We start from the raw sequence: 16,332 nt of genomic DNA, 5'->3' as shown, positions 1-16,332 counted from the left end.
ACGCCGCCTTCACCTGGCCCGTGCGCGAGCGCCTGCCGATGGTGCCCGTCCCCACCCTGATGATGGCGGCCAGCGGATCGTCCTTGGCCGCCATCATCAGGGTGGGGACGGGCACCATCGGCAGGCGCTCGCGCACGGGCCAGGTGAAGGCGGCGTGGTAGCCCAGCGGGTAGGTCTCGTTCGCCTTCAGCAGTTCCAGCAGCCAGGCGTGAAGCGCAGGTGCGGGCATGATCCCGGCCTCGCGGCGGCCCTCGCGCGTGCGGTTGTACCAAGGCCAGAAGCTGCACTGGTCGCGCAGGAACTGGAACGCGCGCGACAGGTACGCGCCGTCAAGATCGGGCGTGAAGGCGGGCGCGTAATTGGCGAGCAGGCTCTCCAGGAACGCACCTTCGAACAGGCCGACACCATCAAGCACGAGATGGGCGACGCGCGTGGTCTCGGCTATGGCGATCTCGGCGGCGATGCACGCGCCGGTGTGCGAGCCGTAGAGGTCGAACTCCTCCAGCCCCAGAGCGTCGAGCGCGGCCAGCGTGGTCGCCGCGAAATCGCGCGCATCGGGAGCCGCCAGCGGGTGGGGCGAGCTGTCTCCGAACCCGGCGGTATCGGGCGCGAGCACGCGGCGGCCGGTCCCCAGCTGCTCGATCAGCGGCACCAGCTGGCGCGAACTTCCCGGTGAGGCGTGAAGTAGGACGAGGGGGCGTCCATCCCCGCGCACTTCGCGGTAGTGGACCTGACCAAAGGGCACGTCCACAAAGCCACGGCGCATGGGCGAAGCGGGGGAATTCGGGGACATGTGCAGGTTCTCCTTGCCGGTCTGGCCCCGGGTGTACCGGGCTAGGTCCGGGATAGCGCGGCGCGCGCAGGCATGACAGGGGGGCGCAGGCGAATGGTCGTCAGGAGAAAACGCGCACGTGCCTGTCAGCTATGCGCGAGCGTGATCACCGAGCCCATGAAGACCAGTCCTGCGCCGCTGGCAACTGCGGTCCTGAGCAGGCCTTCGCCCGCCGCGCTGCGCGGTAACAGCTCGAACAGGCCGATATAGAGGAAGCTGCCGGAAAACAGGGCGAGGAGGAGCGCGAAATGGGCTTCCCCCATCGGCAGGAACTGGCCCAGCACGATACCCAGAACCGGCGCGAGCGAATTGGCGAGCAGCCAGCGCGGCGCGTTGTGCGCGTGGCCGTGGGCCATGCTGAGACCCGCCATGTTGGCACCATCGGCGAGATCGTGGGCAAGCACGGCGGCGGCCACGATCCAGCCCGTCGTAGGCGAGATCTGGAAGGCAAGGCCAATGCCGACCCCGTCAAGCAGACTGTGCGCGAGGAGCGCGATGCGCCCTGCGCTCGCCTTGGGTGCAGCGGTTTCGGGCAGGTGATGCAGCAGGAGGCCTGTCGCCAGGCCGATCAGCGCCATGGCAAGGACAGTGGCCGTCGCGCCCGGTCCGGTCTGGCCGTGGAGCGCTTCGGGCAGGAGGTCGAAGAGGGCCAGCCCCAGCACGAAGCCGCTGGTGAGGCCGAAGATCAGCGTGCTTCGGCGTACGAGACGCAAGGTGATGACCCCGCCCGCATAAGTGGCGAACGCCGTCGCCAGGCCGACGAGGAGGAGCGAGAGTGTGGGGGAACCGGACATCGTTGCCATGTGATGTTATCACATGGCAAATTCAAGGGCCTTGTGCGGCATCCTCGTGGTCAAGATGGCAAGGCTCTTGCGCGAATTACATCGCGGCGCTGGCCACCTTGGTCGCTGTGTCAGCCTCGGCGAGTTCGAGCATTGGCGCGGCTTGGGCGGCCGGCGCCTCGGGATAGATGAAGCCGTAGACAGGGTTACGGCGCGAGCCGAGCGCCCCGATGGGCGCGAACCAGATGCGCACTTCACTCCAGTCCCCGGCATCCGACACGTCTTCGGCCAGGACCCCGCGCTCGATCATGCCCGGGCGCGACCAGTTGGCGTGGTTGAGGAGAACGTGGCGCGTGTCGACGATCTTGGAGACTACCGCGACATGGCCGTAGGGCATGGCATGCGAGGGCGCCATGGCCATGACCGCGCCGACTTCCGGTTCGGCTCCGCGCGCGTAGGTGCCTGCGGCCTGCTTCCACCAGGTGCGTGCATTGCCATGGATCGAGATGCCCGATTGCGCGCGGGCGTAAGGCACGCACTGCAGGACATGGGCCGAGGCCGGAAGCGCTGTCAGCGCGAGCACGGCTCCCAACAGCGCGGACACTGCCTGGGCAAGCCCGCCGGATGTGGCTTTTCCACCCGCCTTGCGCGGTGCCGGCGAGAATGTGCGGCGTAGTGCCCCCATCAGGAATTTCATGAACGACCCTTGAATTTGCGAACCCGGGGCGCGTCTAGGTGATGTTGTATCTTGGGGCCAGATGCCGGTTCCACGTCTTGCCGTGCTTCGCGCCCAGCTCGTCCCATGCGGTTGCTGGCGTGCGATGAAGCGCTTTTGCGCAGGCCCGGAGAGGGGGGCCCAAAGGCGGAAGGTCACGTAGGTGGCGCCATAGGAGAGGTCGCGCCCGGGTCTGAAGGCGTCGGCCCGGCCCGCGTCGATGATGGCTTCGACAGAATCGAGGCTCGTGGTCGTGGCGTGCTCGATGTCGACGAAGGCGGGTAAGAATGCGCTATCCTGCCGCCCGATATGGAGATCGCCCCAGAGGCGCGCGGATCTGGAAATTGCCGTGATCCTGCTGAGGACCCGCGCCGAAACGCTCGCCCGGGCGCAGTTCACCGCCAAGCGTGCCATGAACGTCGGGCGCGACGGGGATGTACCTGAGCTTCGTCCACTGGTTTGCCTCGCGTACATCCCGGGAACAGGCGTAGTTTTCCTTGTGGTTGATCGGGTGGATTGCGGGGTCGGGGCCAGCAGCACGCGCTCGTCCCAGGTGACGATGGGGGCCCTTGCCCCCTGCGGCAGCTGGGTAGTCCCGGCTCTAGCTATGAAGATCGGCAGGTAGAGGACGGGCATCAGGCTGTTGAGGCCGAGCAGCATGAGGCAGGCCGAGCCGAGCGCGAAGCAGGCCAGGACCATGCGGGGCAGGCCGAAGCGGTCGGCTAGCGAACGATCCGGCCTCGGTCGGGCTGAGGCCCCATTCGTCCATCAGGCGCGGCAAGACCGCGCCGTGGATGAATACGTCGTTGCCATCCACGACGAGCAGGATGGCACAGGCGACAATGATCTTCTTATGCAGTGAACTCAATGGCGCCTGCTCGATCAGGCGGCCGACATCGATACCTTGCATATCGATACGCTCCCGGTTTGTGATTTTGTATTTTTCAGGAGACTGAGTGATTTATACCGACCTGCGCTGAGCCTGACTCATTTGGGGATTTCCACTGGGGCGAAAGTCTGACTCAATAGCGTCCTGCTTCAGGAGGACGCGATAGTGGGTCGAGCGGTTGGATTGCGGGAGGATTTTGACGGACCGGCGCTTGGGCGACTGGCACGGAACTCGAAGAGCGCGCCGCAGGTCCGGCGATTGCTGGCACTGGCCCAGATCTATGACGCTGCACCTGGCCGAGATCGCGTTTGCGGTGGCCCCCGGCGCGCATGCTGTCGTGCTGATGGATCAGGCCGGTTGGCACATGACCGGCAAGCTCAAGGTGCCCGCCAACATCAGCATCGTCGCGCTGCCGGCCAAATGCCCCGAGGTGAACCCGGTAGAGAACCTCTGGCCGTTCATGCGCGATAATTGGCTCTCCAACCGCATCTTTACCTCTCACGACAACATCCTCGACCATTGCTGCCGGGCCTGGAACAAGCTCGTTGATCAGCCTAGGCGCATCATGACCATCGGACGCCGCAAATGGGCCCGTAGGTTCTGATCAATGCAGGTTGGTATTAGAACGTGCCGGGCGTCACCTTCACCTGCCTGTGCTCGTCCGGTCTCAACGCGCTGGGCATGGCCGCGCAGGCGATCAAGGCGGGCAGCGCTTTTGGGCGTGAGCAGAATATCAAGGACACGACGGTGGGCCGGCGCTTCGTCAATCCCAAGATGAAGGAACTCTACGGCATCGAAGCGATGCCGCAGACCGGCGAGAGCGTGGCTGAGGACTACTACGTCAGCCGTGAGGACCAGGACCTCTTCGCCTCCAACAGTCAGGAAAAGGCCGCCGCCGCGCCGCTGCTGCCCGCCTGATCGGACAGGGTTATCGAAAAGATGGCGATCCGCCTACGTCTGCTATAGCTTCTCTCGATCATTCGGGAGGAGCGCAGGCGCGATGGATATCCGGCAACTCGAACGCTTCGTGGAAGTCGCGTGCCTTGGCAGCGTGAACCGCGCAGCCGAGGCCCTCAGTGTTTCGCAGCCCTCGCTTTCGCGCAGCCTGCAGATGCTGGAAGAAAGTCTCGGTGCGCCTCTCTTCACGCGGGGGGCACGTGGGGTGGAGCTGACCCCGCATGGCATCGAACTTCTGCCCCGCGCGCGGCTGATCCTTGCCGAGCGCGACCGGGCGGTGGAGGCGGTGCGGGCTGGGGCCGGGCAGGGCCGCGAGACCTTGCACATTGGCACTGACGCGGCCTTTGCCATGCAGCGCCTGCCGCGCGCACTCGCCGCGCTGGCGTGCAGCCATCCCCAGGTCCAGGTGCAGGTTCGCGAGGGACCGCTTGGCGCACTGCTCGACGCCTTGCGCGAAGGTGCGGTGCGCCTCGTCTTCGGTGCGCGCGGGCCCTATGTCGATCTGGAAGGCCTCGCATTCGAGACGCTGGCGATGGAGAGCGCGGGTGTCATCATGCGCGCCGACCACCCGCTGGCCGGACGCGCGCAGGTGCGTCTATCGGACCTGATCGCGCAACGCTGGATCGTGCCCGACCACCCGGCGCTGGTCGCGGGCTGGCGCGAGATGTTCGCGCGCGCCGACCTGACCGAGCCGCCCATCGCGCTGCGCACGTCTTCGCTTCACGTGGTCAAGGGGTGCCTTCTGGAAGGGCCCTTCGTCTCGCTCGGAGACCGTAGCAGTTTTGCCGCCGAGATCGCCTCGGACCAGCTGGTCTCTCTCGACCTCGGACTTTCGCGTTATGAGCGCCCGACTGGCCTTTTCACGCGCCCGGAAGGGCGTTTGTCCACCTCCGAACACGCACTGGTTGCGGCGCTGCGGGAGGGCTGACTACAGGCCGGGGATCGCGACGGCGCTGGGCGCTTCGGCCTCGAAGCTGGCAATGGGATAGGCGCAGTAGTCTGCCGCGTAATACGCGCTCGGACGATGGTTGCCCGAGTCGCCAAGGCCTCCGAAAGGCATGTTGGCCGCCGCCCCCGTGGTCGGGCGGTTGCGGTTGACGACCCCTGCGCGGCTCTCCTCCACGAAGCGCTGCCACAGGTCTGCATCGGCGCTGACAAGCCCGGCCGAAAGCCCGAAGCGCGTGGCGTTGGCCTCGGCCAGCGCCGCGTCGAAGTCGGGCACGCGGCGCACTTGGAGGACCGGCGCGAAGATCTCCTCGTCGGGGACCTCGATCCCGGTGACATCGAGGATTGCTGGCACGACGAAGGTAGGCGCACGGCCTTCGATACCGTGAAAGGCGCGGATCGAGGTGGCGCCATGGTCGATCAGCGCGCCGACCTGGCGATGGGCGTGTTGCGCGGCCTCGGTGGAGGCGAGCGGGCCCATGAACGCCGCTTGCGCAGGCTCCTCGTTCCAGGCCGCAATGCCCAGCTTGCCGGTCAGCGCGTCGAGCGCCTCGATGATGGCATTGCCCTTTGCCCCTTCGGGCACGATCAGGCGGCGCGCGCACGAGCAGCGCTGGCCCGAGGTGACAAAGGCGGACTGGACGATGATCGAGGCTGCTTCCTCGGGGCTGTCCCAGGCGATCAGCGGATTGTTACCGCCCAGCTCCAGCGCAAGGATCAGGTGGGGGCGGTCGATCGTGGCGTGCTTGAGCGCGCGGCCCGCGTGGGCCGAGCCTGTGAAGAGCAGGCCATCGATGTCGCCAGCCACCAGCGCCTCGCCGGTCTCACGCCCGCCCTGGACGAGGTTGAAGACGCCTTCGGGAAGCCCCGCCTTGACCCAGGCCGCGGCCATGCGCGCGCCGGTGGCAGGCGCGATCTCGCTGGGTTTGAAGACCACCGTGTTGCCCGCAAGCAGGGCGGGCACGATGTGCCCGTTGGGCAAGTGGCCGGGGAAGTTGTAGGGTCCCAGGACCGCCATCACGCCGTGGCCGCGATGGCGCAGTACCGCTTCGCCAAAGGGCATGTCCTGGCGCCGCTCGCCTGCCCGTTCGGCCTGCGCACGGATCGAGACGGCGACCTTGCCGACCATGCCCTTGGCTTCGGTGCGCGTCTCCCACAGGAGCTTGCCGGTCTCGCGCGAGATCGTTTCGGCAAGGCCCTCCTCGTCCTCGGCGATGGCGGTCGCAAAGCGCTCTACGGCGGCGACGCGTTCGGCAAGCGGGGCGGCGCGCCAGGCGCCAAGGGCCTTGTGCGCCTTTGCGATGGCGGCCTCGCAATCGGTAGGCGCGGCGCTCACGCCCTCCCAGACCACCTCCCCGGTGGCCGGATCGAGCGAGGTGAAGGCGGGTCCGTTGTGGGGCGTTGTCATGTGCTCTCTCTCCCGAAAATTCAGTCTTTGGGGCCGAAGCGGACCCGGCCCATCGGGCGCGGGGCGATCAGGTCCTGTATCCGCCCGGACAGCGCGCGTACGTCTTCGGGAATGAAGCGCGCGTACCAGTCCGCGTTGGCAGGCCCCACGCCGTGTTCGGCGCTGAAGCTGCCGTGGTAATCCTCGACGACGGCGGCGAAGATGGTCTCGCGCGCGACTTCGGCCACGGCGGGATCGAAGGCGCCTGCGCTTTCGGGCCAGACGCTGTTGCAGTGCAGGCCTCCGTCGCCGATGTGGCCGAAGTCGCACAGTTCAAGCTGCGGCGCGACTTTGGCGAGACGCTCGGCAATGTCGGTGCGAAAGCGCATGACGTCGCCGCGCTTCATCGCGATGTCACAGGCGACGACCTTGCCCGACTTGCGCAGGCCCTCGGGCACCGCGTGGCGCACGGCCCACAGCGCGGTGCCGCGGTCGATGCGGGTGTCGGCGATGGTGCCGTCCTCGAACAGGGGCTCGAGCGTTTCGGCAAGCTTTTCTTCCAGCCATTCGGCCTCGATGGCGCCGCCGCCCGACAGCTCGAGCAGCACGCAATAACCCGGGATCTCGCCCGCGAAGGGATCGCGCAATGACGAAACGTGGGTGATGGCTGCGGTCAGCGCGGGCTTGGAGATCCCCTCGAAGGCGGTCAGAAGCGTGCCGAAGGCGCTTTCCATCCGCGTGAGGACGTCGAGCGTGGCCTCGGGATGGGGCAGGGCGAGGAGGGCGGTCACGGTGTTGACCGGCCTGGGACTGAGCGCAAGCGTGGCGCCTGTCACCACGCCCAGCGCGCCCGAACTCCCCGCGACAAGATCCTGGAGAGCCAGCGCGCTGTTGTTCTTCCAGAGCTCGGAGCCGAGCGAAAGGATGCGGGGGCTATCCTCGGACGTGACAAGTTCAAGGCCCATCAGGTTCTGGCGCACATCGCCATAGCGCAGGAGTCGCGCGCCGCCGGTGTTGGCCGCGACCATACCGCCGATGGAAGGGGCCGCGCCCAGATCGATGGGGAAAAACAGGCCATGTTCCTCAGCCGCCGCGTTGAGTTCGGAAAGGAGCACGCCCGCGCCCACGCGCGCGGAGCGGTTGACCGGATCGATCTTGATCTCGCCTTTCAGCCGCTCGAGGCTGAGCACGATCTGATCCTGGGCGCTCGCCGCAAGCCCGGCCGCGACAAGGCCGGTGCGCGCGCCCTGCGGGATGACGGTCACGCCATGGGCATGGGCCGCTTCCAGGACTTGGCGTACCTCGTCGGCGGTGGCGGGGCGCACCACGCAGGCGGGCGCGCCGCGCGTTCCGCGTCCATCCTCGGCATAGGCGTCGATGTCGGTTTCGGCGCTGAGGACATTGGCCACACCAACAAGCCCCTCAAGGGCAATCCGGGCGTCGCTGGAAAGGGTCATGGCGTCCGTGTCATGGCAAAGATGCCCGTGGCATTGCCGCTGTCGAAGCCGAGGTCGAGGGCCTCGCTGCCGGGCAGGGTGTCGCGGGTGATGAATTCGAAGAACGAACCGGGCACCGTGCGGGTGACCGGTGTGCCGTCGGCGCGGCGGAAGGGGCGCTCGACCATGTCGGCGCGAAAGGCGGTCTGGTGGACGCGGCCCGAGGCGGAGTGCTCGACCTTGTCCTTGATCGGCTTGCCCGCGTCACGCAGGGCCTCGGCAAGCGCGCCAACATCGGCCACGCGGTCGGTCGCGTGGTTGAAGGCGTTGCCTTCGGTGGCAATCCATGCGGCTTCCTTCGACTGGGCCAGCAGCGTGTCGTAGTCGTCCTCGAAGGCGGGCGCGTGCGCGCGGTCGAAGGCAGAGACGAGGACGGGCAGAAGGGCCTCGGCCTCGGCAAAGGGCACGCTGCCCTCGGCCGCGAAACGGTCGAGCATGGCCTTGGCCTCGGCGGTTAGCGGGTCGACCGAGTTGTCGAACACCCGGTGGGCGGCGGCGGCGAACTCGGCGTCGAACTGGTCGACATGGAGTTCGCTCACGAAGTATTGGAGGATGTCCTCGGGATAGTCGACGTGGCACCAGGCGTGGCCGGTCATCCTGAGGCGCGGCAGTGGATATTGTGCGGCTTCGACATAGCCGAGCGGGCGCAGGATACGCGCGAAGGCCTCCTGCCCGCCGGGAAGGGCGCCGGTGGGGCTGTCGGGAAAGAGGATCGTGCGCAAGGCACCATGGTCGAGCGTGATGCGCTGATCGATTTCCAGGCGCTCGCCGACATATCCCGACGCGCTCGGCACGCCGTCGAGAACGGTGCGGAACAGGGTCGCGCCTAGGGCGGTTGCCATGCTGGCGCGCGAGACGCGCTCGCCGTCGTCGCTCACCAGCGCGGGCGCCACGTCGAGTGCGGCGAGCGTGACGGCGCCGATTTCGTCACCCAAGTGCGCGCGAACCAGGCGTGCAACGGTCGATGTGTGCAGATCCTGCATCGATTGTCTCCTCTGCCCTTGCGCTTACCATGTGAAATTCTTGCCCTGCAAACGACAAGCTATCATCAATGCATGATGAAATGGAATGATCTCGCCGGCGTGCATCTGCCTTCCTCGCAATCCTTGCGCAGCTTTCTGGCCGCGGCCCGCCATGGCAGCTTTTCCGAGGCGGGGCGCGCGGTGGGACTGACCCAGAGCGCGATCAGCCGCCAGATATCCCAACTCGAGGCGCGGCTGGGTGTTCCCTTGTTTGTACGGGCCGGGCGGCGGGTGGAGCTGAACGCGGCCGGGCGTGCCTACGCCGAGGCGGTGGAGCCTGCGCTCGCGCAGATCGTGCGGGCCAGCGCGCGGCTTGGCGAACAGCGCGGGGACAACAGCCTCACCATTGCCTGCCTGCCCAGTCTGGGCATGCGCTGGCTGGCGCCCCGCCTGCCCCGGCTCTCGGCCCGGCACCCCGAGCTTGTGATCAATATCGCGGCCCGCAGCTGGCCTTTCGGCAAGGACGAGGAGGCGGGCGAGTTCGATGCCGTCTTCCATTTCGGGCAGCCGCCCTGGCCGGGGATGAACCACGCGTTCCTGTTTCGCGAGGAAGCGGTCCCGGTCTGCGCGCCAGGCTGGCTCGAGGCCAATCCGCTGGAACGTCCGGCGGACTTGGCGGATAAGCCGCTTCTGTTCCAGTCCTCGCGCCCCAAGGCCTGGGACCAGTGGTTCGCGGCGTGCGGCGTGGAGCTGGCGCGCCCGTGCGAGGGGCCTCGCATCGGGCACTTCCTGATGCTGGCGCAGGCCGCGGAGGCGTGCGCCGGTGTGGCGCTCATTCCCAGTTTTCTGATCGAGGCCGAACTGGCCGCAGGAAGCCTGGTGGTCCCATTCGAGACTGCCCTGTCGACACGCGATGCCTACCATCTCGTGTGGCGCGGCGACCTTGAGCGCGGATCCTCGCTTGGCCGGTTCGTGGCCTGGGTGCGCGATGAGGCCGCCGTGCCGACGCCAACCTGAGGTGCTTTAAGTCTCTCGTGTCAGCCCGTTTCGGGCCTCAGGAGCCTTCGGGAATGAGCATGCGCAAGGTGCGTTTGCACAATTCCATGCCCCGCTCGCGCGAGAGGTGGTTGGGGGAGAGGCAGTACTCGAACCAGAGGCCGTCCATGGTGGCGGCCATGATCGCGACGGCATCGTCCATCGAAGATCCCAAGGGGCGCTCGGAAAGGCGTGACATCGCATCGGCCAGCAGTCGCCGGACTTCAGTGTTGAGGGCATCGTTGTGCGCCGCAAATTCGGGATTGCTGCGCACGAGCGACCAGAAGGCGAGCCAGGCGCCGAGATTCTGGGTGTTGGCCCATTCGTCGGAGAAGAGCTTGTCGAAGAAAGCGTCGAGCGATGCCCAGGCGTCGCGGTCGGGCACTATCAGTTCGGCGGCAAGACCCGTGATGACCTGGTTGCAGAGCTCTTCGTAGGTTTCGAGCAGGAGGTTCTGCGGGTTGGTGAAGTAGTGGCGCAACAGGCCATGCGAGACTCCGGCTTGCCGGCAGATTTCGCGTCCCGTGGTGCCCCGCGGCCCCAATCTGGCAAGACATTCGAGGGTTACCTGCAGCAGATCCTGCCGCCGCACGCCGGGTTGCTGGCGCTTGATGGTGCGACGTGGCCGGTGTGCCCCGGCCTGCGGCGTCTCCGTCGGACGAGTGTTCATGTTTATGGTCCCGCTTCTTATTGTTCTGTTTCGTATCGCGCCCAAAGGCCCCAATGTTATATTGCAATCGATTCAACGCGAGGCAAGTGGCCATTTGTTGCGCGCTAGCATGTCTCTTAGTGGTGCAGACAAGTGTTCCAACGCGCTTTGCGGCGATGGCTTGCCACGCGGATAGATCCGGGCCAAGACGGGCTGATGAGCCAGAGCGCACCAGTCTTGAAGATCAAGTTGCAGATATATTCAGGGGATGAGATCGCGATGGGGCCGGGCAAGGCGGACCTGCTCGACGCCATTGGCGAGGAAGGTTCGATCTCGGCAGCCGCGCGCAAGATCGGCATGAGCTACCGCCGGGCCTGGCTGCTGGTCGATACGATGAACCGCTGCTGGCACGAACCGCTGGTGGAAACGGCACTGGGCGGTTCGGCACGCGGTGGTGCGCGGATGACCCCGTATGGACGGGGCATTCTGCAGCTCTACCGCAACCTCCAGGAGGAGAGCCGCGGCCTCAGGGACTGTGCGGAATGGACGGAACTGGGCGCAGCGCTGCGCGACGCGCCGCGGGTGCATCAGAAGTCCTGATTCCGGGCGTGACCCGTGTGCCTTCGGGGCCCAGCGTTACGACATGATGGGCAAGCCGGTCCACCTCGCGCCGGTCGTGACTGACGTAGAGGATGGGCAGGGCCAGTTCGTCGCGGATGCGCTCGATGACTTGCATCACTCCGCCGCGCCGTTCCTCGTCGAGCGAGGAGAGCGGCTCGTCCATGAGCAGGAAACGGGGCCCTGAAAGGAGCGCGCGGCCGATTGCGACACGCTGCATCTCGCCGCCCGAAAGCGTGCGAGGCATGCGGCTCAGCAGATGCGCGATGCCGAGGAATTCGCTCGCTTCCTCCAGCGCCATCCAGCGCCGGGCGGCGGGCGCGAGCTTCCAGCCGAACAGCAGGTTGTCGCGGACGTTCTTGTGGGGAAACAGGCGGCTGTCCTGAAAGACATAGCCGCACGCGCGCTTCTCGGGCGCGAGGTGCAGGCGCGTAGCGCCGTCGTAGAGCACCTCGTCGCCCACCGCGATGCGGCCGTGGTCGGGGCGGATTAGCCCGGCGACGGCGTTGAGCACGCTCGTCTTGCCCGCGCCGGAGGTGCCGAACAGGGCGGTAAGGCCTGGCCCGACGCGGAAGCGGGCGGCGATGTGCGCGCTGCCGCGCTGGAGGGCGATGTCGACGTCAAAGGGCATGGCCGGCCTTCCTCTGCCCGGAGCGCCGGGTCAGTGTTTCGGAGATTACCAGCGCGGCGAGCGAGAGCAGCACCGAGATCACGGCCAGGCGCGCCACGTCGCCTTCGCTGCCGGGGATCTGCAGCGCGGTGTAGATCGCGAGCGGCAGCGTGCGGGTCTCGCCCGGAATATTCGAGGCAAAGGTGATCGTCGCGCCAAACTCGCCAATGGAACGCGCAAAACCGAGGACAAGCGCGGCCATCACGCCGGGAAGGGCAAGAGGCAGGGTGACGGTGGCGAAGGTGCGGCAGGGCCCGGCGCCCAGTGTACGCGCGGCACTTTCGAGGCGCCGGTCGACTTCCTCGAGCGAAAGCCGGATCGCGCGCACCATCAGCGGCAAGGCCATGATCGCGGCGGCAAGCGCCGCGCCGGTCCAGCGGAAGATAAGGCCGAGCCCGAAGGTGTCGAGCAGGAAGCGCCCGGCCGGCCCATTGCTCCCAAAGGCGAGCAGCAGCATCCAGCCTGTCACCACCGGCGGCAGCACGAGCGGGAGGTGGACGATGGCATCAAGCAGCACCTTGCCCGGAAAACGCCCGCGCGCGAGCAGCCAGGCCAGCGCAAAGGCCAGCGGCAGGTCGATCAGGATCGCCACGCCGCTCACCTTGAGCGAGAGGGCGACGACCTGCCATTCCTCTGGGGAGAGGATGCCTGCCATGCTCAGTTCGTGCGGAACCCGAAGCGGGCAAAGACGGCCTTGCCCCGGCTGGAAATCAGGAACGTGCGGAAGGCTTCGGCCTCCCGGTTGGCGGCCCTGGCGGTCAGCGCGACGGGGTAGCTGATCGGGGTATGGGTGGAGCGCGGGAAGGTGCCGACGACGCGCACGCCCGGATCGGCCTTGGCATCGGTGGCATAGACGACGCCCAGCGGCGTTTCGTCCCGGCTGACGAAGGCGAGCGCGACGCGCACGTTTTCGGCGCTGGCGATCTTGCCCGAAACGCTGTTCCACACGCCCAGCTTCTGGAGCGCTTCCTTGCCGTAGCGCCCGGCGGGCACTGCGTTGGTGTCGGCCATGGCGAGGCGGCGGCTGCCGAGGGTGCGGGCGAGCGGGAAGCCGGGCTTGATCGCCAGCTTGACCGGGCTTGCCTTGGGGGCGATGAGGACGATGTCGTTGGCGAGGAAGGACCTGCGCGTCGCGGTGCGGATCAGCTTGCGCGCCTGAAGATAGTCCATCCACCTCTCGTCGGCCGAGACGAAGATGTCGGCCGGGGCTCCTGCCTCGATCTGTCGGGCGAGCGCGGAGGAGCCGGCAAAGGAGATCACCGGGCGCGCATGGCCCTTAGCCGCCCAGGCATCGGCGGCCGCATTCATCGATTCGCGCAAGCTCGCGGCTGCGAGCACGGTTGGCCCGGCGGCCCATGCCGCCTGGCAGGACAGGCCGAGTCCCAGCAGCAGTGCGAGGGCCGCGCACCAGCGGCCGATTCGGTCCAACATGATCCCTCCGGAAATTGCTATATTCATCTGTATATTGAAATGCGGCTTCGGGAAAGATGCGAAACCCGCGTTCGCTGCGCTGCAGCACGGGGCGAGGACGTCCCGCTCTCTGGACGTCGGACCGAGAAATGCAGATAAGTGGCGAGGAACGCGGGTGTTCCCTTTCGGCTCGTCCGAGGATAAAATTCTCTCTTCGCAATGGCGAGCCGCGCCTGATCTGGACATTCTGCACTATCTATATACGATTATATATAGAAAATGGCGCCGCGACCGAAGCGGTTGTCCCGTGCTAGGCACAAGGACCTGTCGCGCGCGTTCTCCAGGGAGTTTCCGATGACGACGATGTTGCGTGGCGCTCGCGGCGCCCGATACGCAGTCCTGTTCCATGTCCTTGTCCTGCCTCTCGTGCCGGGCGTGGCCCAGGCCGGAGAGGACAGCGCGCCGAGCCTCCAGAAGGCTCTTGGCAATCCCGAGGGGCTGACGGTCGAAGGCCATGTGCGGGCCCGTTACGAGGCGATCGACAACCAGTTCCGTCCCGGCCGCGCGCGCAGCAGCGACGCGCTCCTTTTACGCAGCGATCTGCAGGTCACCTACGACGCAGGGCCGGTGCAGGTGGGCGGCGAGATTACTGATTCGCGGGCCTATGGCGGGGGTGAGGGTAGCTCGCTTGGCACCACCGAGGTCAACGCGCTGGCGGTGACGCAGGCCTATGTCGCCTTCGATTTCGGCAAGGCGCTGGGCGAAGGAACCTCCGCGCACCTTCAGGTCGGGCGCTTCACTATGGACATGGGCTCGCGCCGCCTTGTCGCGCGCAATCGCTTTCGCAACACGATCAACGCCTTCACCGGCTTTCGGGCGGACTGGACGGGTAAAGGCGGAGAGGCCGTCTCGGCCTTCTACACGATGCCCGTACGGCGCTTGCCGAGCGACCGGGATGGCATTCTGGGCAACCATGTGCACGCCGATAGCCAGGGCTTTGACCAGACCTTCTGGGGCGCCTTTGCGCGCACGCCGATCGGCCTCGGCGGGGCGGCGCTGGAGGGCTATTTCTACGCCCTCGACGAGGACGACACGCCATCGCGTGCCACGCGCAACCGGCACCTGCGTACGGCGGGCGCGCGGCTGTCGCGCACGAGTACGCCGGGGCGCCTGGATTTCGACGTCGAGGGTGCCTACCAGTTCGGCAATATCCGCAATTCGACGGCGCCGGGCGCGCGGAAGCGCGACGTCTCAGCCTACTTCGCGCACGCCGAGGTAGGCTACCGTTTTGCCGGCGGCTGGAGCCCGCGCGTGGCGCTCGAGCTCGATCTCGTCTCGGGCGACAAGAGAGAGGGCTCCTACAGCCGTTTCGACACGTTGTTTGGCGCGCGCCGTTTCGAGTTCGGTCCGACTTCGCTCTACGGCGCGTTGGGCCGTGCCAATATCCGCTCGGTGGGGGCGCTGGTCCAGGCAAGTCCGGGCAAGCGGCTCACTCTTGCGGCGATGGGCCGGGCGAACTGGGCTGACAGTCTTGAGGACAGTTTTTCCTCGACCGGTGTTTCGGACGCCGAGGGGAACGCGGGTCGTTTCGCCGGCTACCAGCTGGAGGCACGCGCGGGCTATTGGCTGGTGCCCCGGGTGCTGGAAGTTGACATCGGCGGGGCAGTGCTGTTTCGCGGCGATTTCCTGAGGAATGCGAGCGGTGCCAACGGCTGGGGCGATACGCTTTACGGCTATACCAGCGCGACGGTCCACTTCTGACACGCGCCTGCACGATGGGCGAAACCGGACACGTTTGTCGGGTCCCGGACATCATGGTGTGGTTCTAATTCAACATAAATCCTGATCTTTCTGGCTGGCACGCTTCCTGCTTCCACTCGAGTGGACACAGGCAGGAGGACGACCATGGCCTACAAGATCATCGTGTCGCAGTGCACCGGGTGCAGCGCGTGCGAATTCGAATGCCCGAACGCGGCGATCTCGATGAAGGGCGATACCTTCATCATCGATCCCGCCAAGTGCACCGAGTGCGCGGGCGAGTACGACCATCCGCAGTGCGACACGGTCTGCCCCGTCCCCAAGACCTGCGTGCCGGCCTGACCGGCGCGCACGAGGGGACGGAACGGGTCATGGCCTACGAGGGCAACCTGGGCGCCGCGCTCGACTGGAAGGGGCGCCCGGTGCGCTGCCGCGAGTGCGACCACCAGGCCATCAACGCGATGGGCCTGTGCGCCAAGGGCCGTGCCTGCATCCGCGACCGCCGTGCGCGCCGGGTGGAGACGTTCCTGCGTGCCAACCCCGAGCTTGCCGACCAGTACCTTGACCATCCCTATTTCGAGGTGCGCGCCGGTGCCGCCCGGCATGCCACGGTGTTCCGGCTCGTTCCCCTGCTGGACGATCCCGAACCCGAAGTCCGCGCCATGGCAACACTGCGCCTGCCTGTGGAGAGGATCCGGGACATGATCCACGATGAGGACATCGACGTGCGCATCGCGGCGGCCTCGCGCCTGACCTGCGCCGACCTGGTGCCCGCGATCCGCGACGAGGCCTACATGGTGCGCATCACTGCGGTGCGGCGCATGCCGGTGGAGATGCTGCCGCTGGTGCGCCACGACCCCGATCCCGAGGTGCGCGCCTGGGTGGCCCGGCGGATCGACCTGCGCGCGCTGCCTGACATGGCGTTCGACCCCGACCCGCTGGTGCGCCGCGAGGTTGCCGGACGGCTGCCGCCCGATCCCCTGCGCCTGCTGGTCCAGGACAGCGACATGCGCGTTCGCTTCACGGTTGCCGAGCGGCTGGCCGAGGAGGACCTTGTCGCACTGCTCGATGACGAGGAACCCGCCATCCGCGAGCTTGCCCGCACGCGCATCGAGGCCGTGCCCGAACTGGCGCGCCAACTTGAGGGCCACGACGGAATACAGGGGGCTGCCGTCGTCGCCTTCCCCGCGCCAGATGATTCCGCGAAGGAGACCTAGCCTGTGAAAG

18 protein-coding genes and 1 pseudogene are annotated in these 16,332 nt (G+C 66.9%); 8 read left to right on the top strand and 11 right to left on the bottom strand.

The annotated features are described in order from the left end of the window. From FMM79_RS18940 to FMM79_RS18925, 4 genes are all read right to left on the bottom strand, one after another. A partial coding sequence (locus FMM79_RS18940; RefSeq protein WP_148628990.1) for an alpha/beta hydrolase occupies positions 1–793 on the bottom strand: 793 nt, incomplete at its 3' end. 125 nt (positions 794–918) lie between these two features. Next, entirely contained in the window at positions 919–1,626 is a 708-nt protein-coding gene (locus tag FMM79_RS18935; protein ID WP_148628989.1) for a ZIP family metal transporter, read from the bottom strand. An 85-nt stretch (positions 1,627–1,711) separates the two neighbouring features. After that, complete coding sequence (locus FMM79_RS18930; RefSeq protein WP_240339309.1) at positions 1,712–2,311, bottom strand: CHAP domain-containing protein; 600 nt, start codon at positions 2,309–2,311, stop codon at positions 1,712–1,714. Positions 2,312–2,930: 619 nt separating this feature from the next. Beyond that, complete coding sequence (locus FMM79_RS18925) at positions 2,931–3,239, bottom strand: hypothetical protein (protein ID WP_148628988.1); 309 nt, start codon at positions 3,237–3,239, stop codon at positions 2,931–2,933. A gap of 256 nt (positions 3,240–3,495) precedes the next feature. Between FMM79_RS18925 and FMM79_RS18920 the strand changes: the two are divergent. The 3 genes and pseudogenes from FMM79_RS18920 to FMM79_RS18910 all read left to right on the top strand — a co-directional run. Next, positions 3,496–3,822: pseudogene (locus FMM79_RS18920) on the top strand (transposase); the annotation flags it as partial. Between the two features lie 23 nt (positions 3,823–3,845). Then, positions 3,846–4,136, top strand: coding sequence for a hypothetical protein (locus FMM79_RS18915; RefSeq protein ID WP_371710958.1), 291 nt, complete (start codon positions 3,846–3,848; stop codon positions 4,134–4,136). 82 nt (positions 4,137–4,218) lie between these two features. Beyond that, on the top strand, positions 4,219–5,103 hold the full coding sequence (locus tag FMM79_RS18910; protein WP_148628986.1) for a LysR family transcriptional regulator: 885 nt from the start codon (positions 4,219–4,221) through the stop codon (positions 5,101–5,103). Here FMM79_RS18910 and astD read toward each other — a convergent pair whose 3' ends face one another. The 3 genes from astD to FMM79_RS18895 are packed head-to-tail and all read right to left on the bottom strand — an operon-like array spanning position 5,104 to position 8,986. Beyond that, on the bottom strand, positions 5,104–6,528 hold the full coding sequence (gene astD, locus FMM79_RS18905; protein ID WP_148628985.1) for a succinylglutamate-semialdehyde dehydrogenase: 1,425 nt from the start codon (positions 6,526–6,528) through the stop codon (positions 5,104–5,106). 20 nt (positions 6,529–6,548) lie between these two features. Further along, the gene (locus FMM79_RS18900) at positions 6,549–7,964 is read right to left on the bottom strand and encodes an FAD-binding oxidoreductase (protein ID WP_148628984.1); all 1,416 of its coding nucleotides are present in this window, start codon (positions 7,962–7,964) and stop codon (positions 6,549–6,551) included. Beyond that, a complete protein-coding gene (locus tag FMM79_RS18895) occupies positions 7,961–8,986 on the bottom strand; it encodes a 2-oxoadipate dioxygenase/decarboxylase family protein (protein WP_148628983.1) in 1,026 nt (341 codons plus the stop codon). Before FMM79_RS18895 ends, FMM79_RS18900 begins: the two co-directional genes overlap by 4 nt. A 99-nt stretch (positions 8,987–9,085) precedes the next feature. Between FMM79_RS18895 and FMM79_RS18890 the strand changes: the two genes are divergently transcribed. Then, positions 9,086–9,982: a LysR substrate-binding domain-containing protein gene (locus FMM79_RS18890; RefSeq protein WP_240339308.1), complete on the top strand. Its 897-nt coding sequence runs from the start codon at positions 9,086–9,088 to the stop codon at positions 9,980–9,982. 37 nt (positions 9,983–10,019) lie between these two features. Here FMM79_RS18890 and FMM79_RS18885 read toward each other — a convergent pair whose 3' ends face one another. Beyond that, entirely contained in the window at positions 10,020–10,670 is a 651-nt protein-coding gene (locus FMM79_RS18885; RefSeq protein ID WP_148628982.1) for a TetR family transcriptional regulator C-terminal domain-containing protein, read from the bottom strand. 195 nt (positions 10,671–10,865) lie between these two features. On the opposite strand from FMM79_RS18885, the gene FMM79_RS18880 reads away from it, so the two are divergent. Beyond that, entirely contained in the window at positions 10,866–11,249 is a 384-nt protein-coding gene (locus FMM79_RS18880; RefSeq protein WP_148628981.1) for a winged helix-turn-helix domain-containing protein, read from the top strand. Here the strand turns inward: FMM79_RS18880 and FMM79_RS18875 are convergent. Genes FMM79_RS18875 through modA form a run of 3 tightly spaced genes read right to left on the bottom strand, consistent with a single transcriptional unit; the run spans position 11,176 to position 13,368 of the window. After that, positions 11,176–11,898 carry a molybdenum ABC transporter ATP-binding protein gene (locus FMM79_RS18875; RefSeq protein ID WP_148628980.1) on the bottom strand — a complete coding sequence of 241 codons (723 nt, stop codon included), beginning with the start codon at positions 11,896–11,898 and terminating at the stop codon, positions 11,176–11,178. The two genes, FMM79_RS18880 and FMM79_RS18875, sit on opposite strands and share 74 nt — an antisense overlap. After that, entirely contained in the window at positions 11,888–12,592 is a 705-nt protein-coding gene (gene modB, locus FMM79_RS18870) for a molybdate ABC transporter permease subunit (RefSeq protein WP_148628979.1), read from the bottom strand. Before modB ends, FMM79_RS18875 begins: the two co-directional genes overlap by 11 nt. 2 nt (positions 12,593–12,594) lie before the next feature. Further along, positions 12,595–13,368, bottom strand: a complete 774-nt coding sequence (modA, locus tag FMM79_RS18865; RefSeq protein WP_148628978.1) for a molybdate ABC transporter substrate-binding protein — start codon at positions 13,366–13,368, stop codon at positions 12,595–12,597. A gap of 333 nt (positions 13,369–13,701) precedes the next feature. Here modA and FMM79_RS18860 point away from each other — a divergent pair, with 333 nt between their 5' ends. The 3 genes from FMM79_RS18860 (at position 13,702) to FMM79_RS18850 (ending at position 16,322) form a co-directional block, all read left to right on the top strand. After that, positions 13,702–15,108 (top strand): alginate export family protein, encoded by a 1,407-nt coding sequence (locus FMM79_RS18860; RefSeq protein ID WP_162528554.1) that lies wholly within the window; start codon positions 13,702–13,704, stop codon positions 15,106–15,108. Positions 15,109–15,252: 144 nt separating this feature from the next. Next, positions 15,253–15,447: a 4Fe-4S dicluster domain-containing protein gene (locus tag FMM79_RS18855; protein WP_148628976.1), complete on the top strand. Its 195-nt coding sequence runs from the start codon at positions 15,253–15,255 to the stop codon at positions 15,445–15,447. Positions 15,448–15,476: 29 nt separating this feature from the next. Then, complete coding sequence (locus FMM79_RS18850) at positions 15,477–16,322, top strand: 4Fe4S-binding leucine-rich repeat protein (protein ID WP_148628975.1); 846 nt, start codon at positions 15,477–15,479, stop codon at positions 16,320–16,322. The last annotated feature ends 10 nt before the right edge of the window (positions 16,323–16,332 follow it).

Source organism: Novosphingobium sp. BW1 (assembly GCF_008107685.1).
Lineage (GTDB): Bacteria > Pseudomonadota > Alphaproteobacteria > Sphingomonadales > Sphingomonadaceae > Novosphingobium.
Note: the sequence above shows the minus strand (reverse complement) of the source record. Positions and strands in the feature narration are given on the sequence as shown.